Source organism: Caldicoprobacter algeriensis (assembly GCF_023838525.1).
In the GTDB taxonomy this organism is placed as follows: domain Bacteria; phylum Bacillota; class Clostridia; order Caldicoprobacterales; family Caldicoprobacteraceae; genus Caldicoprobacter; species Caldicoprobacter algeriensis.
On record NZ_JAHUQD010000002.1, the window covers coordinates 66,804 to 92,242 of the forward strand.

The window sequence follows — 25,439 nt, forward strand, 5'->3', positions numbered from 1 at the left end:
GTATGCGGAAGGTCTTGCTTTGCTCCACCATAAAATTCCTATGCGTCAACCTTTGTAGCCAGCAAGCCTTGCTCCATACTCAATCGCGTTGATCAGGCTTTCATGGCTTGCAGTGCCCTTCCCCGCCTCCCCAAAAGCGGTCCCATGGTCTACGGAAGTTCTAATGATGGACAGGCCAAGCGTAATGTTCACTCCCCTTACAGACGTCCACTTCTTCTCAGACTCGTCCCAATTAAAACCGACCATCTTCAACGGAATATGGCCCTGGTCATGGCACATGGCCACCACAATATCGTATTGCCCACCTTTTGCCTTTGAAAACAGGGTATCCGGCGAAACCGGGCCTTCTGCATTTATCCCCTTTGCCCTGGCTTCTTGTATAGCAGGAATAATCTCCTTTTCTTCCTCCCAGCCAAAAAGCCCGTGCTTTCCTGCAGGAGGATTAAGCCCGGCAACGCCAATCCTGGGAGATGAGATCCCCAACTTCTTACATGCATCATTGGCCAGCTCAATGACCCTCAACACCCTTTCCTTCTTGACCAGGTCACACGCTTGCCTCAGCGGTACATGAGTTGAGACATGGACAACCCTTAGATTGCCTTCAGCCAGCATCATGGCATAATCTTTTGTTCGGGTAAAATGAGCATAAATTTCCGTGTGGCCTGAAAAGTGGTAACCCGCCAAGTTGAGGGCTTCTTTATTGATCGGCCCGGTCACAGTTGCATCGATCTTACCTTTCATTGCCAGCTCTATAACCTTTCTAATAGCTTCAAAAGCCGCTCTTCCTGCCATAGCCGACACCTGACCGCGTACCAGTGTATCAACATCAACATTTTTTAAATCAATCACATCCATAACCCCATACTCGAACTTTGCTTCCTTCAGCTCTGGAATCGGCCTTACCTCTACATCCACGCCGACGATTTGTACGGCCAGCCTCATGGTATCGGCATCTCCCACAACTAGTGGCCGGCATATGTCATAGACATAAGGCTCGGCCATTGCTTTGGCTGCAATCTCTGCTCCTATCCCTGCCGGATCCCCCCATTGTAATACCAAGGATTGGTTTTTGTGTCATACTGCATCCCCCAAAAAGTATTATGACTGTTTATTTACGCAAAACATTCTTAACGACAGGTCAAAAGCATTTTCCAATGGTCTCAATAATACCTGTATCGTCTCCGCGCAACAAATACCCTGTGGATAAACATCCCCGCCAAAAACCCGCTTATGTGCGCCCACCAGGCTATACCGCCCACGCTACCGCCGCCTATCCACTGTATGACCCCCGAATACAGCTGACTTATGAACCACAAAATCAAGTATATGAAAGCCGGCACGTGTATGAACATGGGCAAGAAGAAAAAGAACGGAACCAGGGTCACAATCCTGGAATGAGGGAACAGAATGAAGTAAGCGCCCATGACGCCGGCAATAGCTCCCGAAGCTCCAACGGTAGGCACATTTGATGTGGGGTTAAACAAAAAATGGGCAAATCCCGCCACTAAACCGCACAGTATATAGAATATCACAAACCTTATGCTGCCCATTACATCCTCGACGTTATCGCCAAACAGCCACAGCACCCACATATTGCTTATGAGGTGTACCCAGTTGCCGTGAAGGAACATGCTCGAAAAAAGAGGCATGTATGTACTCGCTTCAAAAAGCCTGAGCTGTGCTATCGATTTTAAAAACCTGGCAGGTATAAACCCGTACTGGTACACGAACTGTGCAAACCTGACATCGTGCATCAATGATTGGCCTATAAATATCATTACATTGATGACTATAAGCAGGACTGTTGCCAAAGGTTCGCGCCTGCTGGGTATGGTATCTCTCAACGGAATCATGCAATATTCCCCTTCTTCTCTTAATATCCATTTTTATACTACCATTTTTATGAATTGTTTTCAACCATATTTGCTTAAAATCCTCAAAAGCAGCTTTAATTATCAAGAGCTATGTGTTAAACTTATTATGACAACTCGCCGTACCGATTATTCGACAAAAGGCGAGCCGATAACCGTAAACAATATTTGCTTATAAGGAAGGGACAGGCTACCATGCATCTTTTTGATGTCCTGCCGCAAAATCTGTTCTCCATTCTGGCATCTAAAAACAAATACATTTACGTGGATGCGCTGTTCGTACTGAGAAAGGCCTTCCGCCAGGAGATGACTATAAAGAAGGACGACCTGGTCTCCATGCTCATTTCAAACCTGGATGAGAAAATGCTGGGCGTCGACATGTCGGAAGAGCTGGAGGATGCGGAAGAGCCTTTAAATGAAAATAATTTGAACGGTACCAATGAAAGCAACATCAGCCTATCAGCTATCGCGCACCTTATATTAAAGCGCCTTAAAGACACCGGCTGGATCGATATAGAGTATCAGGATGATTCCTTCGAGGAAGTGGTTACGCTTCCGGATTATTCCATAAAGCTCATCAACCTGCTGTTTTCCTTTACCGACGAAAACTTGAAGGAGTATAACTCCTACGTATTTTCCACTTACTCGGCCTTAAAGACCGCCCATGAAGAGCAGGAAGACTCAAGCAATTATAACGCACTGCTCACGGCATACGAAAACACCGTTAAGCTGGTGGATGAGCTCAAGTCCCTGCACAACAACATTCGTCGCTATCATCAGGCTTTAAGCGAGTTTGCAACGGTAAACGAGGTGCTGAAAGGGCACTTTGACGAATACAAAACCCTGATAAGCGACCGAATATACCACCCCTTGAAGACTCTAGATTCCATCCCTCGCTACAAGGCTCCCATACTCCGGTTCCTGCAGCGCTGGCTGACAGACAGCTCGCTGCGCCAGCGTACGGTGGAGCAAGCCATGATGCGCGGTCGATACAAAAGCCGCGAAGAAGGGCATGAAGACGTCATCAGTAAAATTGGGTATATCATGGACACCTACGAGCGTCTGGACCACATACTTGAAGAAATTGACCGCAAGAACACGGCTTATACCCGGGCATCCGTCGAGAAAATGCGCTATCTTTTAAACACCGACCGCAGCATCAAGGGGAAGATTGTGGAAATCTTAAAGAGGGTTGTCGACAGCTCACAGGAAAAGCAAGAAGCTCTGGTTGCCAAACTACAGGAAGCCGTGGAGCTGTTCCACCAGGGATACATCGACGAGAATTCATTGTATGTAAGAGCTGCACGGCACAAGAAGCTTGAAAGCCCACCCTTGCAGCTGCCGCCATCCCATAAGGACCATGAAGAGGATATAGTGAAGGAGTTCCTGGACAAAGCCAAAAAAAGCTATAACCACACCAAAATAATGGCTTTTATGAAAAATATAATGAAGGACTTCGATGTGGTATACAGCCATGAAGTTCCGCTCACCGATGATGAATCCTTCATCCTTCTCATGTTAGCCACCTTAAAGGGCTACGACCGTAAGGCGTTCTACAGGGTGGAATTTATGGACGGATACGTATATAATAATGGCTACAGAATCCCCAAAATGAGGTTTATAAGAAAGGACAAGGCCAATGTGGGTTGAAGAATACGAAAAGCTTAGCAATTCAGAAAAAGAGGAGTTCAGAAGGCTTTTGAACCTTATTCTGTCCCGCACCTTCATCATACGGGATGTTTACGATCCCAAAGAAGGGATGATGCGCGTAAACCCCGAATACCGCTTCGTAGAGCGCAACTTTGCGCTGTTCAACGAATACCTGTGGTTCTCCGGCTGGGCGCTTTACAAGGACAGCCAGTACGGAGTAATTGCCCTTGTGAACACCTACGAGTACAATAGAGTCAGACTTGACCGAAACACCACCCTCATACTGTTCATACTGCGCCTTATATTCGAAGAAGAGCGGGAAAAGGTGACCCTTCGCAAGGAGGTTTTGACTAGCACGGGCCAAATCGTCCATAAAATGCTGACGCTAGGGCTTATAAAGAAGAAGCCCTCTGACCGTGACCTTGCCGAGGCCTTACGTAAGCTGGCCTATTACAACATTATACAAAAGCTGGAAGGACGGTGGGAAGACCCTGATAACAAGTTGCTCATCCTGCCTTCGATACTGTTTGTGGTTACCAATGAAAAAATCAGCCGGATCTACGAAGCCCTCGGCGACGAAGAAGATTCTGACCAAGAGGGCGAGGAAGCCGAGGAGCAAAACGTGATAAGAGGCGAGGTGGAAGAAACATGAAAAAGCTCATCAGGCTCCTTCTCATCAACTGGCACTACTTCTGGAAAGAGCTCATCGAATTTGATACCATAAATTTTTTGACGGGTGCCAACGCCGCCGGAAAGTCCACCATAATCGACGCCATACAGCTTCTGCTGCTTGGGGACACCAGCGGCCATTTCTTTAACAAGGCCGCCAACGACAAGTCTGCCAGGACGCTCAAAGGCTACCTCTGGGGCGAGATCGGCGACGACGGCGACGCCGGATTTAGATACTTAAGAAGCGGCAGGTTCACCAGCTATATAGCCTGTGAGTTTTACGATGACTTCAAAGACAACTGGTTTACCCTTGGAGTGGTGTTTGACTGCTACGACGATGGCACATTTGAACACCGGTTCTTTATACTGGATGACTCCTTGCCCGAGAACCACTTTATTCAAAACAATACCCCCATGTCTTTTAAAGAGCTGCGCAGCTACCTTATGAAGAACTACAAAAAAGGAAAGTTCCAATTCCCAGAGACAAATCGCGGGTACCAGGAGATACTCAGGGGCAAGCTAGGTGGCCTTAAATCAAAGTATTTCAGCCTGTTCAAAAAGGCCGTACCCTTCTCCCCCATCGCCGACATCGAGTCCTTCATCACCAATGACGTGTGCGACATAAAAGGCCCTGTCGACATAAGCCTTATGCAGGACAACATCCGCTATTACAAGAGGCTGGAACAGGACGCAGAAATGATGATGAAGCGCATAGCCGCCCTGGAGGATATCCAGCAAAAATACAACGCCTATATGGAAGAAAAGCAGAGGTTTTTGGTACACAGCTACATCATAGAGCGGGCCCAGCTACAGATGGCGCTTGATGAGGTGGCACGGCTCGAAAAAGCCCATAGCGACAACCAGCAGAAAATAAACGAAATGGAGGCCAAAATAAACAGCATCAGAGAAGACATAAAAGCGCTGGAAAAGGAACACGAACAGCTGATAGCCGATAAAATCTCGTCAGATATATACAGAAAAATGGATGCGCTGCAGAACCAAAAAGCCCGGCTGGAAGAGCAGCTCCAGCAGCTCAAAGGCGACCTGACACGCACCATAAAACGAATGCGGCATTACGGCAGGGTATGGCGCGAGTGCATACATGCCCTGCAGAACAGCCAGACACCGCAATGCCGTAACACAGCCCGGACGGCGCAGCTCTTCAAAGCAGAGCCTACCGCCGTGCGGCAAGGTACGCCATGGGACGAACCTCACATTTTGAACTGGCAGGATATACAGGCCGACTGGAACAAGCTGATGGAATTCTCTGAGCAAGCTTTAACTTACGCCGAGCAGCTGCTCAAAACCGATGGTGAAGTCCTTGATGCCATGGCCGCTCAGGGATTTGGAAATATAATAACTCTGATAAACAACCTCAAACAGACAGCAGCCAGAATAGGAAATCTTATTGATAGCGCAATAATCAAGGCCAAAAGGCTACTGAGTGAACTTGCAGATGAGGTAGAGAATCTAAAACGCGGGATAAAACCCTATGCCCGAAATCTGTTGGAGCTTAAAAATGAAATCTCCTCTGCTCTCTCGGCTAAATACGGCCGTGAAGTGCAGGTACACATTCTGGCCGATCTATTAGAAATACGAGATATGCGCTGGAGGAACGCTGTAGAAGCTTACCTTCACACTCAAAAGTTTTATCTCATAGTGGAGCCGGAGTACTTCGTGGATGCCTTGAAAGTATATGACAAATTGAAATTTGAGAGAGGCTTCTATGACCTGGGATTGGTGGATACCGGCAGGCTCGCCGAGCTTAACCCCGCTGCCATGGAAAACAGCCTGGCACAAGAGGTGGAGACCTCCAACCCCTACGCCCGGATGTTCGTCGATCTTGTAATGGGCAACGTCATAAAGTGCGACAAAGTGGAGGACCTGCGGAATCACCCGCGGGCCATAACCGATTCGTGCATGCTGTACCAAAATTTCGTAGCACGCCAGCTCCACCCCGATCGCTGGAGAAATCCATATATCGGCCGAAGAGCCATTGAGGAGCAGATTGAAAGCAAAACGGCACAGATAGCTCAAATTGAAAAAGAAGCAGCCCGTCTTGAAAGCCTGTCTAAAGGTCTGCGCAGCATATACTCCATGGAGTCCATGAACCTCAATGAGGCCGAAAACATCTTGGAGGTACTGGAAAAGAGCAAGGTCATACCTACGTTGGAAGCAAAGCTTAATGACATAGTGGACGAACTGGGTAAACTGGACTTAAGCTGGCTGGCGCAGCTGGACAAAAAGATAAAGGAGATGGAAAAAGAAATTGAAAGCCTGAAAAGCGAAGAACAGATCTGTCTGACCGAGCTCATTGAGCTTAAAACTAAAAACAATGAAATAGCCGAAAACAAGCTGCCTGCAGAAAGGCAAAAGGTAGAGCTGTATCAAAACCGTATAAAAAGCCAGTTCACTAACGAGTGGGTTCAGGAGATAGGCGAACCGCGCTTTCAAAAAGAGCTGTCCAGCAGGACTTCGGCTGTTGAAGTATACAACAACTTCTACAGTCAACTGGCCCGGACACAAAGCCAGATGACCAAGAAGAGAGAGGAGCTGGTGGCCGCTCGTTCGGAATACAACCGGGAATACCGCATGTCATACGATATTAACCTCCCCGACAACGAGTCCTACGAGAAGGAGCTCAACGATCTTAAGGCTATCAAGCTGCCCGAATACATGGAGAAGATCAAGGATGCCAAGGAAAAGGCCTACCAGCAGTTCCGAGACGACTTTTTGGCCAAGCTCAAAGCCAACATAGACATGGTCAAGGAGCAGATTGAAGAGCTCAACACCGCCTTGAAGGAGAGCAGCTTTGGGAATGACCGATACAGATTCGTGGTTAGCCCCAGGCCGGAGTACCGGCGGTTTTACGACATGATAACCGACGAACTGCTGATGGACGGCTACAACCTAGCGTCACAGGTCTTTCTCGAAAAGCATCGAGACGCCATCGAAGAGCTGTTTAAGCAGATCACCGACGTGGACTCGCAACTGGATGCCGATGCCCGGGCTGAGTTGGAAAAGAACATCAAGCGGTTTACCGACTACAAGACTTATCTTACCTTTGACCTAATAGTCACCGACAGCCAGGACAGGCAACAGCGGCTGTCAAAAACCCTGCACAAAAAGTCGGGTGGCGAAACTCAAACCCCCTTCTATATAGCCATGCTGGCCTCATTTGCCCAGCTGTATCGAACGCGATACAATAACGAGTCGGGCAATACCATTAGGCTCATAATGTTTGACGAGGCCTTCAGCAAGATGGACAGCGACAGGATACATGAAAGCATCAAGCTTCTGCGCAAGTTCGGGCTTCAGGCCATACTCTCGGCTCCCTCCGAGAAAATAGGCGATATAGCCCCCCTTGTGGACAGAACCCTGTGCGTGATAAGAAACGGGAACAGGTCGTTCGTCAAAGCCTTTGATGCCAAACGGATAAGGGAGGAGATGCATGAACTACAGGAAGCTGATACTCAACCGGCTGCTGGACAAGTATGAAAGAAGCAGCGCCTATAAAGGCACTGCTTCGACAAACAGAAGGATTCTCATAAACTTATGCTCTGACGAATTTCCAGAATACGACATAGAACACACACCCACCAAAGAGCTTATCAATTCGGTAGTGATGGATCTTGAAAAAGAAGGCTTAATCGGATTTGAATGGATGCGCTTTGAGAAGGGCAACATCATCAGCCGCATATGGCTAAAGCTGGACTCGCTGCAGGAGGCGTACAGGCAGGCCGAAAGAATGCCCAAACGGGAACAGGTGGAAAATGCCCTTGCCAAGGTGTGCGAGCTCAAAAGCTGCATTACCTCCCCCTGGATCCGCAACTTTTTAGAAGATGCTCAAGCATGGATGGAACAAAAGCTGTCCATCCCCCCTTTCCTCCCCGAGGACAGCGACCTTATGCAAAATCTTTTGAAGGCGCTGCTCTTTATTGATACCAAAGGTGAAGACGAACTGCTCGAGCGGGTGTTCAGCTTAAGGTGCTTTGGCGACTCCAAATACTTCGAAAAAAATCTGCGCCGAAGGCTGCTGGGAATTCTCAAAAAATACTGGCAGGAAGAAGACCTGCAGGCCGGAGAATGGACCGATGATGAGATTTTATCCCTCATCGGCATTGTCAAGGCGCCCGAGCAGGTGGAATTTTGCGGCAACATGTTGGCCTCCATACGAGAACAGGCCGTCGATTTCTCCCCTCTGGTACACGGGGTGTCCATCAACGCCCCAACCATACGTGACCTCGTAATCTCCGATTTGCCGGAAGTAAAGCGCATCCTTTTCATAGAAAACAAGGCCAACTACGTAGATTATGTATTTAAAAGGAGGACACCTGAGGAGCTGGTGATATACCATGGGGGGTTTTACAGCCCGGTAAAAGGGCTGTTTTTCAAAAAAATATATGATGCCGCCTGCAGGTGCGGGATCACGTTTTACCACTGGGGTGACATGGACCTGGGAGGGTTTCAAATATTCAAACGCCTCAAAACGCAAATCATACCCACCCTTCGGCCCTATCTTATGGACGTTGATGCATTTATGTCCATGAAGCGATTTTGGCAGGCCTTTGACAGCAAATACGCCCAAGCCTTGGAAAAGCTACTTGATGACGAGGACTATCAGGAGTTTCACCAGCTCATCCAAGTCATGCTTAAAGAAAAGGCCAGAGTGGAGCAGGAGGCTTTTTTAAGCTATTCGGCTGCTCCGCTCATTGACCTTATGTAATCCGCATAGTCCTTGTCAGCCTTGCTTACATGGTTCACAAACCAATCGACGATTTTCTTGTTAAACGGTCACCAGCTGCTCATCAGTGCTCTGCGCTTTACACAGCTGGCTGTACAGGCCCCCTTTCTTGAGAAGCTCGTTGTGCCTGCCGGCTTCCACTATTTCACCATCCTTGAGCACGATGATTTGGTCAGCATTGCGGATGGTCGATAGGCGATGGGCTATCACTATGGTGGTCCTGTTCTTCATAAGATTCTCCAGAGCTTCCTGGATTAACTTTTCAGTTTGGGTATCGACCGATGAAGTAGCCTCATCCAAAATTAATATTGGTGCATCCTTAAGAAGCGCACGGGCTATGGAAATCCTCTGTTTCTGCCCTCCCGACAGCTTCACGCCCCTTTCGCCTACCCTCGTGTTGTATCCCTCAGGCAGCTCCATTATAAAATCGTGGGCATTGGCAGCCTTTGCGGCTGCAATGACCTCTTCATCAGTGGCATCAGGCCGACCATATAGAATGTTTTCCTTCACGGTACCATTGAACAAGAATACGTCCTGCGACACCATGCTTATCTGTTTTCTCAGGCTGCTCAACTTAATCTTTCTTATGTCTATGTCGTCTATTAGGATCTGGCCGGAATCAGGGTCATAAAACCTGGGTATCAGGTTGGCAATGGTGGTCTTACCCACCCCCGTGGGGCCTACCAGTGCTATCATCTCGCCGGGATTCACCTTAAAGGACACGTTTTTTAACACCGGCACGTCATCGACATAGCGGAAACTTACATTTCTGAACTCTATCTTGCCCTTGACTCTGTTCACCTCTATTGCATCGGGGGCATCCTTTATCTCGGGCTCCTCATTCAATATCTCAAACACCCGTTCAGCACTGGCCAGCGCATGCTGTATACCTTCATTTATCATCCCAAATGAAGTTATGGGCTGGTAAAAGGTATTAAGGTACAGCAGAAAAGCCACCAAATCCTCCAGCGCCAGCTGATTGGCCAGGGCCAGCCTGCCACCGAAGAATATGACTATAACCGTCCCCAGTCCGGATACAAACTCTATACTGGGATGAAAAGCATTGCTCAGCTTAAGCGCTCGCAATATGGCCCTGGTGTAAGCGGCTATCCGACTCAAAGTGCGTTTGCTTTCATATTCCTCCTGAGTGAAAGCCTTGATCTCCTTGATCCCGGAAAAATTATCCTGAAGAATTGCGCTAACCTCTGCGATTTCTTTCTGCGCTTCCTTAAACATTGGACGGGATATCTTGCTGAACTTCACAACCATCCAGAAAAGCAAGGGAATAGGTATAAGTGTGTAAAGTGCCAGCTTCAAATTCATGGAAAACAGGATGACAGACACTCCGATCAGCATCAAGCCGTTGACCACCAGAGTTGGGATGGCATGAGCCAACAGCTGTTCAAAGTTTCGAGTGTCATCGAGAACCCTGGACATGAGCTCTCCCGTTTGCTTGTCATGGAAAAACCTCAGCGACAGCTTCTGCAGATGGTCATAAAGATGGCTCCTTATGTTCTCCAGTATCTTCCACGCGGCATAGTGAGATATGTAGTTGGTACCAAACTGCGACACCGCTCTCAACAAGTATATCGCAATTACGGCCAGCGCAAGGAAATTGACCTGGGCTATGCTTGCCTTCCCCTCTATGCTTTGGGTCACCGTGCTTATCAGGTTGCGAATCATCCACGGACCGGCCATATTCATTGCCGTAACCATTATCATGCAAACTGTAGCAACAAATATATGAAGCCTATAGGGCTTCATAAAGCGCATAAGCGCCCTCAATTCCTTCATAAAAATCCCCCTTTATCCCCCTAATCACCCTTTCATAAGCTTATCCAGCAAGTTTTTAAGAGTTTTCAGCTCTTCCTGGCTTAACACCCCCATCCTCTCTTCTATATTCTTTTGATGCCTGGGAATCAGCTCTTCCTTTAGCCTCTTGCCCTCTTCGGTCAGCTTAATCAACCACACGCGCCTGTCGTCCTTGCAGTGTACACGGTAAACCCAGTTGTTCTGCTCCATGCGGTCAATTAGCCCTGTCATGTTGCTGGCATTGCAGTTGAGCTCCTTTGCCAGCTCGTGGCTGGGAATGCCCTCATCGCCGATATGATACAGCGCGTGAAACTGGGGCCAAGTGATGCCGTTCTGTGCCAGCTTATTGTGCAGTTCCCTCTTGATGCCGTTGTACGCATCCCTCAAAGCCTTGTAAACCTCCAGCTCCAAAGAACCATTCACCTGGATCACCTCCGTTAGATTTGCTTATCGCCTGCCTACCTTAATGCTGGAATGAATCCTGCAATGGACATCATAACTATCTTTTCGTGAGCACGACAAGACTGCAAAGAATATAAAAAATTACCTATAGCAAATCTGTCAAATATTTCACACATGAATTATATAGCATTAAAATAATTGGTGTCAACAAAATTAATTCTCCAAAAAATAAAAGAGGAGGGCATAAGCTCATAAGCTCACCCCTTCCCTCATTTTTGAACCTTCAGTTATGACTATAACTATCAGAAATCAAGCTTTAAGGCCTGTGGTTGCAATGCCTTCAACCAAATAGCGCTGGAAAGCAGAAAAAATTATGAGTACAGGTACCAGTGAAAGAGTTGACATGGCCAGCAATCCACCCCAGTTGGTTTTGGTGGTGGCATCGTTGAATGCTCTCAAAGCCAGCCAATCTGATAAAATCACTCCACCAGCCATTGCAACGCCTTCTCTATGTATCTATCCCAAAATCTCCAGTCGTGGAATCCTCTATCCTCTACATAGGTGTGCTCAACGCCTTCTGCCGCCAAAAAATCTCTAAATTTGCGGTTGTTCTCTACCAAAAAGTCTTCCGTCCCGCAAGCAATATAAATCCTGGGGATGACACCCTTCTCCTCTTTTATCTTCTTTACAAGGAATTCGGGGTCCTTATCGCTGCCCTTCAATTTTGACAGATCGCCGAAGACATACTCATAATAGCTTCTCCGCGCAAATACCCACTCGGCCTCTTCGCTGGAAGCCACAGCCTGATCGATTATCAATGCTGCAGAAAGGGCTACCATAGCGCCAAAGGTGTTATAATACTTAAGCCCGTTTCTGAGAGCCCCGTAACCACCCATGGAAAGCCCTCCTATGAAGGTATCCTCCCGTTTAAAAGACAACGGGAACAATTTTCTCGTTTCTTCCACCAGTTCACGCCCAATAAACTCGCCATAATAGTTATGCCCCGCCTGTTGGTCAACGTAAAAACTGTTATCCCCCGAAGGCATAATCACCGCCACGTTGTACTTTTGAGCCAGTCTGGCTATGCGGGTATTCACCAGCCAATCGTTGTATCCACCCATGATTCCATGCAGCAAGTAAAGCGTTTTGAAAGGTTTCATCTCATTTGGCGCAATATTTTTCATGGCCGGTGAATCTGTAGGAATAACGGCTTTGTACACAACATTTCTCATAAGAGCATTTGAAAAATAGTTGACATCGATTATAGCCATAGTTATCACCCCTTTACAGCTTAACACAGAACCTAGACATCTGCAATACGCAATCATATTGCTTTAAACACACCATAAAAAACAAAAGACCACCCGACTCATCCAGGTGGTCCTAACACTGGTGGAGCTGAAGGGATTCGAACCCTCGACCCCCACAATGCGAGTGTGGTGCTCTCCCGCTGAGCTACAGCCCCGCACCGCATTATAATTATACTCATTTTTTATCAAAAATTCAAGCTATAATAGGAACTCTTTTTGCGCCTCTTCAATCCTGCCCAAAACATTACTCTATTTTCCCACAGCACTTCTTATACTTTTTACCGCTGCCGCAGGGGCATGGGTCATTCCGCCCTACCTTAGGCTGTTCTCTAACATAAGGCTCGCTAGAGCTGTACCATGGTTCAACATAATCATCATCTTCTTCTAATTCCTCGGAACCCTCACCCATCAAACCCTTAAACAGATTAAATATACTTGTATATCGCCGTTCCTCCATTCGATATCTGCGCAGCATCTTCTTACGTTGATTAGGATTTTCCAGTGCTGTGAAGAAATCTCTTTTAACAGCATAAAGTTCCGGGTATTTCTCTTTAAGATAAAGTATAGATTTTATATACGAATAAACATCATCAACAAGTCCGTACTCCATAAAAAATTGTGCAATCTCGGGTGGAAAAACACTGTCCAAAAAATCCTCTGGAACTATTTCCAAAGCAACAAAATCAACAACTACCCTATCGAGTTTAGGGTCATCATATGCAGCCTCTAATATCTTTTGCAGTTCGCCAAACCTATCCAACCTCTCTTTATAATCCAATAACTCCTGAACATCGGGAATTATTGATATCGTCTTATCGATAACAGCTCTTGCCACGTCAATCATACCGTTTTGCACAAGAACGCGACCGAGTTCAGCCATTGCCCAACCTATTGCTTCTCTTATATCCTCCCGTTCTATTGCAAGCTTGCTCAGTTCTTCCAGATGTATATTGAATACATCCATATTATCAGTTAATATGTCATTTTGTATTATATTAAAATACAGAGATACGCTATCCCATCCTTTTTCTCGCGCCTTTTCCAATGCGCTTATTAAAACCTGCCGCTGCCTATCGTAATCCTTGGCTAAATAATACGCCTCTGCCAACCCAAGCCAAATAGCAAGGTTATCCTCATCCAGTTCTATTGCCTTTTTAAAGGCCTTTAAAGCCTTTTTATGCCAGCCTCGTTCCAGATATGCATTGGCTAAATTGCTGATAAATGATGCATTATCAGGGTGTTTCCTAACTAAATCTTCAAAAACGTTTATCGCCTTTACAGTATTGCCGTTTTTAAGGTAAGCCTCTCCTAACAATTCCTGTACGATAGAGAGATTTGGAACCCTTTTGATTATTTCTTCAAGCCCATTGATAGCTTCCTCATAATCTCCCTCTTCAAAAGACTTACGGCAATACTCATAAACATTACGAATAACTGGTTCCATGGTCATAATAGAGTCATATTCGCTGCGTGTCTGTTCATTCGACAAAACCTCATAGGCCTCACGAATCTCCATAAACTCCTCAGGAAAGCGTTCAGGGTCATACTTCCTCACCAGTGAGAAATACGCTTTTTTTATCTGCGCCTGCGAAGCATTAGTGGGCACATTAAGAATTTGATAATAATTCTTCATCCCTCAATCCCCTTTTACTCAATTTGAAAGCTTTTTTCCACCAATCAACTAAGAAGTTCCGATTATTCGATAAACGCATACTTTCAGCAATATATTTTGTTGAACAAGGATTATCCCGATCCAGGCTCAATGCCATCTCCCACTTTAACCTGGCTTTCCTAAATTTACCCTTTCCATACAGGCATAAACCCAGTAAATTAAGTGAACGAACAAATGATGAGCTGAGAAACTTATTGCCATTAATTATCCTTATGGCCTGGCTATATTTCCCTAACAGAGCCAATTCCAAAGCAAGGTTGTACTGTTTTTGAAGGGATTTAAACTCATCGCTTTCCATGTCGTTCAGGTACCGAGCTGCGGGATTGGTTTCAGAGTTAATAATGAGGCTCTTTTGCCACGCCTTCTTTGCCTTATCAAAATCTCCAAGGCGGTATCTGCACAGCCCCAGTACATTCCATGCCTTCCAATTGCTTTCATCAAATACAACCGTTTTCTCCAGCACTTCTACTGCGCTGGAAATCCTATTTTCTAAAGCCAAAGCCAATCCCCATCTGTAATATTTGCTACTTAAATCCTTAAACATTACCATTCATCCTTCTATATCATATAGTAAATCGTTCAAAGTTTCTGCTAATTCTTCCAAAACAGAATCATCATCTTCTTTAAGCAACGCCTTCTTTAAATCTTTTACAACTCCATCCAATTCCGCAAATAAAGGCGAATCGGGATTTTCATCTAACAGCCTTTCAGCACGCCTGATAATTCCACGGTATTTCCGAGCTTTAGGAGCCTCTTTCCAATTGCTAAGGTCCAATTCTTCCTCCATCTTAACACCTGTAGTTTCAATTGTAATGCCCGCTTTTTTATTGGTACTCAGTATGATACCTTCGACATTTAATATCCCGTTAACATCATAGGAAAATCTCACCTTTATTTTTTCTTTAAACGCTGGGGCCGGAGGTATCCCATCAAGAATAAATTTGCCGAGAAAGTTGTTCAACGAGGCTTTCCTGTAATCTCCCTGGTAAACCTTTATTTCCACCTTTTTTTGGTTATCTACCACTGTACTGTATACCTTTTCTTTTACAACGGGAATAGTGGTATTTCTCGGAATTATGACATCGTACATGTCAGGAACCGGGAACCCTGCAACAAACTCGAGAACCTCTACCCCTAGGGTGTAAGGGCATACATCGGTTATCAGTATATCCTTTTCAGCAGAAAGCTCTTGATTGATAATAGCTGCCTGAATAGCTGCACCCATGGCAACTGCCAGATCAGGATCCACTGGGGACACAGGTTGTCGTCCCATCACCGACTCTAAAAATCTTCTAACCAGTGGAATCCTTGTCGAACCCCCAACCGTGAAAACCAGATCAATGTCATCCTTTGTTAGCCCCGAATCCCCCAGAGCAATGTTTATGGGTTCAATGGTGGATTCAACGAGGTCTTTTATAAGATTTTCAAACATATCACGTGTTACTACCCTTTCAAGTGCTACGGGTTTGCCATCTTTCTCGGCAATAAAAGGCAATTCTATCTTATACTCTTCCTGCGTACTTAAAGCAATCTTGCATGCTTCAGCTGCTTCCTTAATCCTGGCTAGTGCCCTTACATCGTTAGAAAGGTCTATATCATATTGGGCTTTGAATTCTTGCATGAGCCAGTCCATAAGTCGCTCATCAAAATCTTTACCTCCAAGCTTGTTATTGCCGCTACTCGCCTTGACCTCCAGCACTCCTTCAAACATCTCCAACACGGTAACGTCCAGTGTCCCGCCTCCAAGGTCATAGACAAGAATATATTGATTGTTTTCCATGTTATCAATACCATAAGCCAGTGCGGCAGCAGTGGGTTCATTTATGATTCTTTCTACCTTGAGTCCAGCCAGGTTACCCGCTTCTACAGTTGCCCTGCGCTGCTCGTCGGTAAAATATGCGGGGACAGTTATTACCGCTCTCGTTATCTCCTCACCCAGATAATCCTCGGCGCACTTCTTTAAGTATTTAAGAATAAATGAAGAGATTTCCTGCGGCGTATATTCTTTACCACCCATGGACACCTTTTGTCCGGAACCCATCAAACGTTTTACCTCGATAACCGTGTCCTTGGGACGAAACAGCATCTGATCCCTGGCATCCTGTCCAATTAAAAGATTGCCATCCTGGTCAATCCCCACCACCGATGGCGTTATTATTTGGCCTTTAGAATTAGGAATAACCTTCGGTTTGCCGTTTTCCAGTATAGCTACTTCTGAAGTCGATGTCCCCAGATCAATTCCTATTATTCTGCTCATAAAATTATACACCTTCCTTCCCCTTGTCGGCTTCAGCGCAGTTTAAAGCTTGTTCATCTTGTTCCTCTAATGTTTGATTGACAACAACTTTAGCTTTTCTTATTATTTCCCCATTATACATGTAGCCGCTTCTGATAATATCGACAATCTGACCATTTGGAATGCCAGGAACTTGTCTTATCTCTTCAACCACGTAAAGCTGAGGAACAAAGAGCTCTCCTATACCTTCAATCCTCACAATACCGTTTTGTTTCAGCATAATGCCCGTCCTATTCCATTGCATGGTCATCTGCTCTTTCCATGATTCATCCCCGTATTTCAATGAATACCTATACAAATCTTCATATAAATCAAGTATATTTAATAAAACAGCTACGAGTCTTTTTACTTCCATATCCTTCATTCTGTTTTGCTGCTGCAAAAAAACACATTCCTTATGGTAATTCCCTTGTTCTTCAAGGAACATCATAATTTCGTCTAACTGACTTGAATACCTGTATTGCTCCTTCCCCAGTTTATTTAACACCTTGTTAAATTCGCCAATGACGTCAGCGATATCACAAAAACGTTCAACGGAATCTTCGTGCAAACCTTCAACAAACCCTTGTAACTCTTTAGCTACATCAATCATTCCGAACTCTCCCCAATAAAACTTCTTCCGCTCGGGCTATACCATTTTAGGCTTTCCTACCAGCCCACCAAATCAATAAATAAATCAATTTAATAATACCACCTAAAAGCTAACATGTCCATAACAAAATAAAATATTAGCTGTAAATTTTGCGCAAACAAAGCCTTAGCAAATGGTTAAATAAGCAAACTCAACTGGACATACCTCGGCTTTGTTAACGTACCTATTAATAGCTTAGCTAACTTGGCAAGTAAAAGGATTATTATTCATATCCCATCTATTGCCCTTTCCACAAAACCTTTAACTCGAGAACATTTTTTAACCGGTGTCTTCACAATTTATAACTATCTCAACCTGTTTAAATTCCCTGTAGTACTCCACCAGTTCCCGGACTGAACAAATGGGGTGAGGTAAACATATCCCTGCCCTGCCTACATCCTGCGGTTGGTGTGCATCCGAGCCGGCAATCATAAGAAGGCCGTTTTTTGCAGCAAATTCATAGGCCAGGTCGTTGTGGGAATTATGGCGGGGATTGCCGTTAAACACCTCAACTCCATGAAGAAGGTCGGGATCAGCGGGCTTTAAACCTACCCTAAACGGATGTGCCTGGAATATAAGCATGTTGTGGTTATCTATCAGTTTTTTAAAGCTTTCTAGCGTATGTTTATAAAGCTCGGGATTCTCGACGAGAAAATCCTCATCTATTCCGTATACGAGATAATCCTCTACGCCATCATGAAAGCGCAGCTCCATGCCCAGCATGACACGCAGTCCAATGCGCCCCCCTTCTTCCAGCGCTGCTCTATATCCCGACAGAAACTTCTGCACTTTGGTCTCCCACGGCTGATCCCCAAGTAGCTCGAAATAGCCGTCGTAATAATGATCCGTTATAATTATGCCCTGATAGCCAGCATCCTTGTAATACCGCACCATCTCCACGGCTGAAACCTTGCCACATGAGCTTACCTCCGAGGTATGCACATGGGTATCAATCAAAAACGATTGCCCTTTCAACTGCATCGTCTCCTTTGTTAATTAACATAAATTATACAACCTTAATAATGTCATAGATTTTATCACACGCGTCTTATTATAATAAAAAGCAATTTCTTATTCAATAATTCTTTCTAAAATTAAATATATCTATCAACTGTTATGGATATATAAGTATCCACCTTTTATCTAAGGTTTACATAACTTAAATTATAGAGGAGGTGTTTATATGAGCATGCCCACAATCCCCGATATCAAACCCAAAATAGAAATATCTATCGACAAAACCATTAAATTGTTACTAGCTTCAATCGCACTTGAAGAACTCAGCCTTGCACACATTTTGAATGCAGAAGCGGAGAAAATTCAAGAAGTCATCAAATGTACAGGGGATGAAAAATATAGCGATACAACACAAGATAAGCTACAAGAACTTGTACTAATAGATAAAAGCGTCGACAAAGTGCTTAAAGACATTATAAAAAAGGAAATGTTATTGGAATTTAAATTTGAAAATATACTCGAACTGTGCAAAACTTACAAAGAAAAAGACAGATGTAAAGAAAAAGACGATTAAACTGTATATTAAGCCAAAGCCTTGCTTGAGCAAAGCTTTGGCTTAATATAATAAACCATTTAAGCAAACTCCTTCAGAGTTATAGCCTGATTTGTAGCCTTTCTCTACCTGCTGTTCTGCTCATTACCCATTGCAAGTTCTTTTAAAAACTCATTTTTATCGGCTATTGGAACCTTACAGGCAAAATTTACACATATATAAGCAGTAGCTCTGCCGTCTAGCGGCTTTTGGTCCTTTATATACGGTACCATCTGTTCCAGCTGTCTTCCCTCTTCATCATCTGAATGCAAAAGGCTCACAGTATGAGGTACAAAGACAGAATTAAAAGCCTTTATCATATCCATGACGTCCTGGTTTTCTTTAGAACCGGCAAAAACTATCTCCCTGGTGGGATACAGTGCAAACATAGCAGCCATCATGAAATAAGTATGAACAGCAGGGTGTTCCTTCACCACATTGGCAAAAGCCTTTAGTTGACTTATGGCCATATCTTCCAGCCTGAGGTCTCCAGTCAATCTTGCCAGCCTTAACAGGTTCATAGCCGCAACTGAATTTCCGGACGGCAAGGCTCCATCATAAACCTCCTTTGGCCGCGCAATTAGCTGCTCGCCATCGCTGCCGTACAGAAAAAATCCACCCCTATCGGAATCCCAGAACAGGCGAATCATCTGCTGGGTTTCTCTGATAGCATACTGCAGATAAGCTGGTTTGTATATAGCCTCATAGAGCTCAATCAATCCCCAAATCAGATACGCATAATCATCCAGATAAGCCGGATATGCCGTCTCGCCATGGCGATAGCGGGCCAGCAGCCTGCCGCTTTTATCCACAAGTTTATGGAATATAAACTCCGCTGCCTTTTCGGCCGCCTGGACATAGCGTTGGTCTTGCAGTATCCTGCCGCCCATAGCCATGGCAGCTATCATCAAGCCGTTCCATGATGTCAAAATCTTATCATCCTTGAAAGGATGAATGCGCTGTTCTCGACGCATAAATACCCTTTGCCGCAAAGGCGCAATCAAGGCTTCATCCTGGTTTACGGGTGCTGATGTGTGGATGCGATTTGGAATGCTTCTCCCCTCAAAATTCCCTTCTTCCGTGATGCCGTAATAATCACAAAACATCTGCCCCTCTCTTTTTCCCAAAATATCTTTTATCTCGTTTGGGGTCCAAAGATAAAACTTCCCTTCCTCTCCTTCAGAGTCAGCATCCTCAGCCGAATAAAATCCCCCTTCAGGCGATGTCATATCCCTGAGAACATAGGTGAATATCTTTTTTGCCACTTCAGCATACACATCTTTTTTGGTGCATAAATAGGCCTCCAGATAAGCAATGGCCAACAGCGCATTGTCATACAGCATTTTTTCAAAATGCGGTACCAACCACTTACTGTCGGTGGAATAGCGCGAAAATCCGTATCCTATATGGTCGAATATCCCCCCTCGATACATCGCATCTAGGGTCTTTTCAACCATTTCCAAAGCCTTCTGTTCACCGGTAACCTTCCAGTACCGCATGAGAAAATAAAGATTGTGCGGTATGGGGAATTTAGGTGCAGGACCGAATCCACCATATACCGGATCAAATGAGCGCTCAAGCCCTCTATAGGCCTCGTGCACGTCTTCTTTCGTCAAATCGTTCTCTCTAGAATCCAGTGTAAACTGATCCTGCAAGGCTTCAACTATCTTATTTCCCGATTCAATAAGGCCTTGCCTGTTGGTCCTCCAGGCCTGGGCAACCGCTTTTAGTATATCGATAAGGCCCGGCATGCCCATACGCCCGTGTTTAGGAAAATAGGTCCCCGCATAAAAAGGCTTTTGAGCAGGCGTCATTATAATGGTGAGGGGCCATCCTCCATGGCCGGTAAGGGCCTGGCATACCGTCATATATATGTGATCTATGTCCGGCCTTTCTTCCCTGTCCACCTTTATGGAGACAAAATTTTCGTTGAGTATATCGGCCACTTCCTGGTCCTCAAAGGATTCTCTTTCCATGACATGGCACCAGTGACAAGTGCTATACCCGATGGACAAAAATATAGGTTTATCTTCCCGCCTTGCCTTATCAAAAGCCTCCTGACACCACGGATACCAGTCCACAGGATTGTAAGCATGCTGAAGCAAATACGGAGATTTTTCCGAAATAAGCCTGTTTGGTTTACGGTTTTTCCCGTCCATGTCAACTTCCTTTCATATTTAGGATAAAGTAACCATCTTTTCACTTTTATTTTTATCATCAGCAGTACTTCTTATACTTTTCTAGATATAACCTTAAGCAAAGCAAAAATTCACAAGGATTTTTTATATGATGCATCTACACATCCATTCCACAATGAGCTTTATATACATTTGGATAACTTTATAACCAAAACAAAAATGGGGTACTGCTCAATCAGTACCCCAGACGTCATTTAAACAACTTTCTGAGAGCCCTGGCAGTCGTCCTGCCTGCAGCTCTGCGCGCTACCCGTTTGGCAACAGCCCTCGATCCTTTGCTGATGGCCTGGACATCCCCTAGAAAACGAGCCAAGCCATACAGCAGGCTTCTGGTTTGGCTAATACCGCTCCTTTTCCTTGGCATGCCATTCAAGCCTCCCCTCGGGCACCGTTAACCGTAAGCCAACTTTAATATAGCACCATAACAAGTTACCAATCACATATACCTGCAAATACAAAGATATAACACCACCATAACTCTTTCAAGGAATACCTTAAAATCACTTATTGCCGTAAACCTGTATAAACCTCTTCAGAGAGCGGTCGTATGTACGCTCCACTTCCGGCGGAAACAGGCACCCCGGCAGCTCCTTTCGGCTCCAGTGATAGGAAAGGCACTCGCAGCACTTACCCTTACGGCTACAATAATCATAGCTGCACGTGCAGTTTTTCAAATTGCTCGCCATGTTGCTGCAATCCCTGCTTGCCATGCCCTCATCCCCCCTTGACAATGTTGTCTCTGTTTTAAGCTTATCTCTTCTCCGGAATAATCTCTATCCAGTATCCGTCAGGGTCCTCAATGAAGTAAATCCCCATCTTCTTATTTTCATAGCAAATGCAACCCATCTCCTTGTGATGCTGATAGGCTGCCTCAAAATCATCCACAACGAAAGCAAGGTGTATCTCGTTGTCAGACAGGTCATACGGCTCCTTTCGATCCCGCAGCCAGGTGAGCTCTATCTGATGTTCTGTAGTGCCATCGCCCATGAACACCAGAATAAAGCTCCCATCCTCGGCTTCCTTTCGCCTCAGCTCCTTAAGCCCTAGAGCCTTTTCATAAAAAGCTATGCTCTTTTCCAGGTCCAGGACGTTGAAATTGGTATGCGCCATCTTAAATTTCATCATGCATCTCTCCCTTTCTTATATATGATCTTCTGTCCCCTGTGGGACAGGGATACCACTTTTGTCGGCAGGCCTTTCATCCTGTCAGCAAACTTGCGCGTAATATCATATTGCTCCCAGAAATGCATTGGTACAAAAAGGTCAGGCCTCAACCGGTTTATAAAAAGCTCCCCTCCCATATGATAATATTCTTTCAACCTAGGGTCAACCGGGAAAAATGCGATATCTATTGGCTCTCCCGCCATTTTATCTATTTCCCTCTCAAAGCTTTCCTTATCCTGCTTAAGCTCCTCAGGTGTTGACTCATAGTACCAGTACCAGCAGTTCAAATCTCCAGCATGGAATATCTTAAGCCCGTCAACTTCGACCAAAAAGGATACGCCTATATCGGTAGAGCCATAGGCCTTTATCATCACATCATCTATATGCAGTATCTTGTATGGGAAAACAACATATGAATTTTCCCAGTTTAGCTTTACCATACGCTTAATATCGATACTCAAAACATAGACGATATCCGGCCTATCCTTTTGCCAATCGAAGATAACTTTATTGAAATGATCCCCATGGCCATGGGACACAAACACCAATATCCTCTTATCTTTATCCAGCTGGTCCGGAGTAACAATGCCGCTTTCAAGGCTCCTTGCTTCACTTTCGGGTTTATCACAGGAGTAGTCAAACACCAGGAAATGCCCAGCGGTTTCAACAGCAAAGCCGCTGTGATGTAAATACCAGATGTTAGCCTGAGGCGCATCAATGATACGATCACTTACACCCTTTTTCAATTGCCGTTACCTCCTATCCCCATAAATTGCGCTGTTTTTTCAAATAACTATGTGTATTTTAAAATTATACATCTATTCAAAGCACGTCTTACCCTTTCTCTTAATCCACGATAATACCTACCTTCCTTACAGCGCTATTTATCCATCCTAAAAAATATCCGCAAGCACTTATGCTCAGTTAGATATTTCTGAATTCTTGCGGTGAAAACCCAGTGTATCTTTTAAAAACCTTTGAAAAATACCCTGCGTCGTTAAACCCAATCATATCAGCAATCTCCTTAACCGTCAAATCAGTGGTTTTAAGCAGATGCTTGGCCTTCTCCAACCTAAGCCTGTTTATGTACTGCATTGGCGAGCAACCAAGGTGATCCCGGAAAAATTTTATGAAATAGTTGGGATGAAAATGCACAATCTTGGCAAGGTCATCGATTGTTATGTTATCATTAAGATGGGATTCGATAAAGGTTAACACCTCGCCTAGCTCCTGAGTGGAGGAATAAGCATAAAGCTGTATATCGTCCAACGACAATTTGTCAAAATACCAGGCTATGATCTCCATCATAATCCCTTTAAGCCGCAGAGCATCCGTAAAGCCGCCGCTGTGGTAACTGTCAACCAGAGCCGCAAAAAGCTCTTTAAGCTCTCGATCATCGCCAACATCCACAAACACCGGAGTCCTCACGATATCAAAAAGATTCATCTCTCCCACTTTTGCCGTGAAATGGCACCAGTATTTTTTGAACGTGTTCTCGCTTATGGTAGAATACGACTGCACCACACCTGCCGGCATCAAAAACAGCTGTCCGGGCTTAGGATAATACTCGTCGCTTCCAATTTTAAGCCACCCTTCCCCATCGCATATATAATAAAACTTGTTGTAATCGGGCACATAGTCAAAATCGGCCCAACTCTGAGGACAGCACGTGTAACTTGCCACCTGGACATCTACTTGAAGATTAGACAGATAGTTCTTTATAAGCAGCGCTTTATCATGCTTCATCGGCCAACCCTCTTATAATTAAAACTCCTCATACGTAAAAAGTTAGTTTTGAACAACCAAAGATTAAAAATTTCCATTTTTATTATACCATAATTTCAATATAATCTGCTAAGAGGTTTTGTTATTTGTGCAAATACTAAAAGGGAGGTAATGGCATGTCAACAGCAAATGAGCGCATCGAATGGTTTGTAAAAGCGCGTTTCGGCATGTTTATCCACTGGGGCCTTTACGCCATCCCGGCAAGGGGTGAATGGGTAAGGAGCCACGAAAAACTCTCAATTGAAGACTACCAGCCTTTCTTTGAGGAGTTCAATCCGGTAAACTACAACCCCAAAGAGTGGGCAGTCCTGGCAAAAAAAGCCGGAATGAAGTATGCCGTCATGACAGCCAAACACCATGACGGCTTCTGCCTGTTCGACAGCAAGCTCACCGATTATAAGGCAACCAAAACCCCCGCAAGCAGGGACCTCATAAGAGAATACGTTGAAGCCTTCAGGAGCGAAGGCCTAAAAGTAGGGTTTTATTATTCGCTGCTGGACTGGTATCACCCCGATTATCCGGCATATGGTGACAGCTTCCATCCAATGAGGGACAATGAAACTTGGAAGGACAAAAAGCATGATTTTCCCAGATACATAGAATATATGCACGGACAAGTAAGGGAGCTCCTTACCAACTACGGAAAGATCGATATAATGTGGTTTGACTTCTCGTACGGCAACATGTCAGGTGAAACCTGGAAGGCTACCGAGCTGGTTAAAATGGTCCGCTCCCTGCAACCCCATATCATAATAGATGACAGGCTGGGCGGTAACATCCGGTCAGTGAATAAAGAAATCTATGCCGGTGACTTCGCTTCCCCCGAACAGATCATACCGCCTGAAGGCGTTGTGGATGAGGCCGGCAATCCCATACCCTGGGAGGCATGCATCACCATGAACAACCACTGGGGCTATGCAGCCGCCGATAAGGACTTTAAATCGTCCAAGCAGCTCATCAGAGCGCTGGTTGAATGCGTAAGCAAGGGTGGAAACCTCCTGCTCAACGTTGGCCCCAATGCAAAGGGAGAAATCCCAGAGGAGAGCGTTGAGATACTCACCGAAATTGGAAAATGGATGAGCAAAAACGGTGAAAGCATATATGGTTGCGGCAATGCTGGCCTGCCAAAACCCGAATGGGGACGCTATACAAGGAAAGGCAACAAGCTGTACGCTCATATATTCGAAAGGGGTATAGGCCCCATCGCCATTCAGGGCATAAAAGGTAAAGTCAAAAGAGCAAGGCTACTGGCCGATGGCTCTGAAGTGAATATCCAAAAACCCTGGAATGCACACCATTATGGCGATGCCATATTCCTCAACCTCAGGAGCTCCAAACTGCCTGATGAGATTGACACCGTTGTGGAGCTGGAATTGGAGGAATAAATACAAACCAGCTACCACGTCTGGGAAAGATGTGGTAGCTGGTTTAATGTGACACTAACTACAATATTGAAATTGATCGACAGACCGATCAGTAAAAATTTACGTATAAATTTCAACTTATCTGACAAATATAGACGTTATTTTTAAGCATAGTGGCAATTTTTCATCCTTGAAAGTGGCGGGAGTGTAAATATTTTTGTGTATGGGAGCTTTTAGCTCCTTTCTGGCGTTATTTATTGTGTCACTTTAACCTGGTAACAATGTCTTTCATACATTACTATTGTTACCTTTTCTTTATATT

At 45.0% G+C, this 25,439-nt stretch carries 21 protein-coding genes, 1 tRNA gene and 2 pseudogenes; 6 read left to right on the forward strand and 18 right to left on the reverse strand.

Features of this window, described 5'->3' with window-relative positions:
• Window positions 1-45 precede the first annotated feature (45 nt).
• A pseudogene (gene pdxA, locus KVG29_RS01570) lies at window positions 46-1,078 on the reverse strand (4-hydroxythreonine-4-phosphate dehydrogenase PdxA).
• A gap of 82 nt (window positions 1,079-1,160) precedes the next feature.
• Window positions 1,161-1,853 (reverse strand): rhomboid family intramembrane serine protease, encoded by a 693-nt coding sequence (locus KVG29_RS01575; protein ID WP_252225973.1) that lies wholly within the window; start codon window positions 1,851-1,853, stop codon window positions 1,161-1,163.
• 186 nt (window positions 1,854-2,039) lie between these two features.
• On the opposite strand from KVG29_RS01575, the gene KVG29_RS01580 reads away from it, so the two are divergent.
• The 4 genes from KVG29_RS01580 to KVG29_RS01595 are packed head-to-tail and all read left to right on the forward strand — an operon-like array spanning window position 2,040 to window position 8,916.
• Complete coding sequence (locus KVG29_RS01580) at window positions 2,040-3,521, forward strand: Wadjet anti-phage system protein JetA family protein (protein ID WP_252225974.1); 1,482 nt, start codon at window positions 2,040-2,042, stop codon at window positions 3,519-3,521.
• Window positions 3,511-4,173 (forward strand): DUF4194 domain-containing protein, encoded by a 663-nt coding sequence (locus tag KVG29_RS01585; protein WP_252225976.1) that lies wholly within the window; start codon window positions 3,511-3,513, stop codon window positions 4,171-4,173. The genes KVG29_RS01580 and KVG29_RS01585 overlap by 11 nt, the downstream gene beginning before the upstream one ends.
• The gene (locus tag KVG29_RS01590) at window positions 4,170-7,688 is read left to right on the forward strand and encodes an ATP-binding protein (protein ID WP_252225978.1); all 3,519 of its coding nucleotides are present in this window, start codon (window positions 4,170-4,172) and stop codon (window positions 7,686-7,688) included. The genes KVG29_RS01585 and KVG29_RS01590 overlap by 4 nt, the downstream gene beginning before the upstream one ends.
• Entirely contained in the window at window positions 7,642-8,916 is a 1,275-nt protein-coding gene (locus tag KVG29_RS01595; protein WP_252225980.1) for a Wadjet anti-phage system protein JetD domain-containing protein, read from the forward strand. Before KVG29_RS01590 ends, KVG29_RS01595 begins: the two co-directional genes overlap by 47 nt.
• 60 nt (window positions 8,917-8,976) lie before the next feature.
• On the opposite strand, the gene KVG29_RS01600 is transcribed toward KVG29_RS01595, so the two are convergent.
• The 10 genes and pseudogenes from KVG29_RS01600 to KVG29_RS01645 all read right to left on the reverse strand — a co-directional run bounded on the left by KVG29_RS01600 (window position 8,977) and on the right by KVG29_RS01645 (window position 18,032).
• Window positions 8,977-10,728 carry an ABC transporter ATP-binding protein gene (locus KVG29_RS01600; RefSeq protein WP_252225982.1) on the reverse strand — a complete coding sequence of 584 codons (1,752 nt, stop codon included), beginning with the start codon at window positions 10,726-10,728 and terminating at the stop codon, window positions 8,977-8,979.
• A gap of 24 nt (window positions 10,729-10,752) precedes the next feature.
• A complete protein-coding gene (locus KVG29_RS01605) occupies window positions 10,753-11,169 on the reverse strand; it encodes a MarR family winged helix-turn-helix transcriptional regulator (RefSeq protein WP_252225984.1) in 417 nt (138 codons plus the stop codon).
• A gap of 288 nt (window positions 11,170-11,457) precedes the next feature.
• A pseudogene (locus KVG29_RS01610) lies at window positions 11,458-11,613 on the reverse strand (carbohydrate ABC transporter permease); the annotation flags it as partial.
• A gap of 14 nt (window positions 11,614-11,627) precedes the next feature.
• Window positions 11,628-12,419 (reverse strand): alpha/beta hydrolase, encoded by a 792-nt coding sequence (locus KVG29_RS01615; protein ID WP_252225987.1) that lies wholly within the window; start codon window positions 12,417-12,419, stop codon window positions 11,628-11,630.
• A gap of 119 nt (window positions 12,420-12,538) precedes the next feature.
• A tRNA-Ala gene (locus KVG29_RS01620) sits at window positions 12,539-12,613 on the reverse strand.
• A gap of 89 nt (window positions 12,614-12,702) precedes the next feature.
• Window positions 12,703-14,091 carry a tetratricopeptide repeat protein gene (locus KVG29_RS01625; RefSeq protein ID WP_252225989.1) on the reverse strand — a complete coding sequence of 463 codons (1,389 nt, stop codon included), beginning with the start codon at window positions 14,089-14,091 and terminating at the stop codon, window positions 12,703-12,705.
• The gene (locus KVG29_RS01630; protein WP_252225991.1) at window positions 14,066-14,674 is read right to left on the reverse strand and encodes a tetratricopeptide repeat protein; all 609 of its coding nucleotides are present in this window, start codon (window positions 14,672-14,674) and stop codon (window positions 14,066-14,068) included. Before KVG29_RS01630 ends, KVG29_RS01625 begins: the two co-directional genes overlap by 26 nt.
• A gap of 6 nt (window positions 14,675-14,680) precedes the next feature.
• Window positions 14,681-16,387 carry an Hsp70 family protein gene (locus KVG29_RS01635; RefSeq protein WP_252225992.1) on the reverse strand — a complete coding sequence of 569 codons (1,707 nt, stop codon included), beginning with the start codon at window positions 16,385-16,387 and terminating at the stop codon, window positions 14,681-14,683.
• A gap of 4 nt (window positions 16,388-16,391) precedes the next feature.
• A complete protein-coding gene (gene grpE, locus KVG29_RS01640) occupies window positions 16,392-17,018 on the reverse strand; it encodes a nucleotide exchange factor GrpE (RefSeq protein WP_252225993.1) in 627 nt (208 codons plus the stop codon).
• Window positions 17,019-17,336: 318 nt separating this feature from the next.
• Entirely contained in the window at window positions 17,337-18,032 is a 696-nt protein-coding gene (locus KVG29_RS01645; RefSeq protein WP_252225995.1) for a PHP domain-containing protein, read from the reverse strand.
• 208 nt (window positions 18,033-18,240) lie between these two features.
• Between KVG29_RS01645 and KVG29_RS01650 the strand changes: the two genes are divergently transcribed.
• Window positions 18,241-18,588 carry an alpha-helical endospore appendage domain-containing protein gene (locus tag KVG29_RS01650; protein WP_252225997.1) on the forward strand — a complete coding sequence of 116 codons (348 nt, stop codon included), beginning with the start codon at window positions 18,241-18,243 and terminating at the stop codon, window positions 18,586-18,588.
• A 104-nt stretch (window positions 18,589-18,692) separates the two neighbouring features.
• Here KVG29_RS01650 and KVG29_RS01655 read toward each other — a convergent pair whose 3' ends face one another.
• From KVG29_RS01655 to KVG29_RS01680, 6 genes are all read right to left on the reverse strand, one after another.
• Window positions 18,693-20,765, reverse strand: coding sequence for a thioredoxin domain-containing protein (locus tag KVG29_RS01655; protein ID WP_252225998.1), 2,073 nt, complete (start codon window positions 20,763-20,765; stop codon window positions 18,693-18,695).
• Between the two features lie 229 nt (window positions 20,766-20,994).
• Window positions 20,995-21,168, reverse strand: coding sequence for a hypothetical protein (locus tag KVG29_RS01660; RefSeq protein WP_252225999.1), 174 nt, complete (start codon window positions 21,166-21,168; stop codon window positions 20,995-20,997).
• Window positions 21,169-21,304: 136 nt separating this feature from the next.
• On the reverse strand, window positions 21,305-21,514 hold the full coding sequence (locus KVG29_RS01665) for a DUF6485 family protein (RefSeq protein ID WP_025747411.1): 210 nt from the start codon (window positions 21,512-21,514) through the stop codon (window positions 21,305-21,307).
• Window positions 21,515-21,554: 40 nt separating this feature from the next.
• Entirely contained in the window at window positions 21,555-21,926 is a 372-nt protein-coding gene (locus tag KVG29_RS01670) for a VOC family protein (RefSeq protein ID WP_025747412.1), read from the reverse strand.
• Window positions 21,926-22,714: an MBL fold metallo-hydrolase gene (locus KVG29_RS01675; protein WP_252226000.1), complete on the reverse strand. Its 789-nt coding sequence runs from the start codon at window positions 22,712-22,714 to the stop codon at window positions 21,926-21,928. Before KVG29_RS01675 ends, KVG29_RS01670 begins: the two co-directional genes overlap by 1 nt.
• A 178-nt stretch (window positions 22,715-22,892) precedes the next feature.
• On the reverse strand, window positions 22,893-23,714 hold the full coding sequence (locus tag KVG29_RS01680; protein WP_025747414.1) for an AraC family transcriptional regulator: 822 nt from the start codon (window positions 23,712-23,714) through the stop codon (window positions 22,893-22,895).
• Between the two features lie 155 nt (window positions 23,715-23,869).
• Here KVG29_RS01680 and KVG29_RS01685 point away from each other — a divergent pair, with 155 nt between their 5' ends.
• Complete coding sequence (locus tag KVG29_RS01685) at window positions 23,870-25,138, forward strand: alpha-L-fucosidase (protein WP_252226001.1); 1,269 nt, start codon at window positions 23,870-23,872, stop codon at window positions 25,136-25,138.
• The last annotated feature ends 301 nt before the right edge of the window (window positions 25,139-25,439 follow it).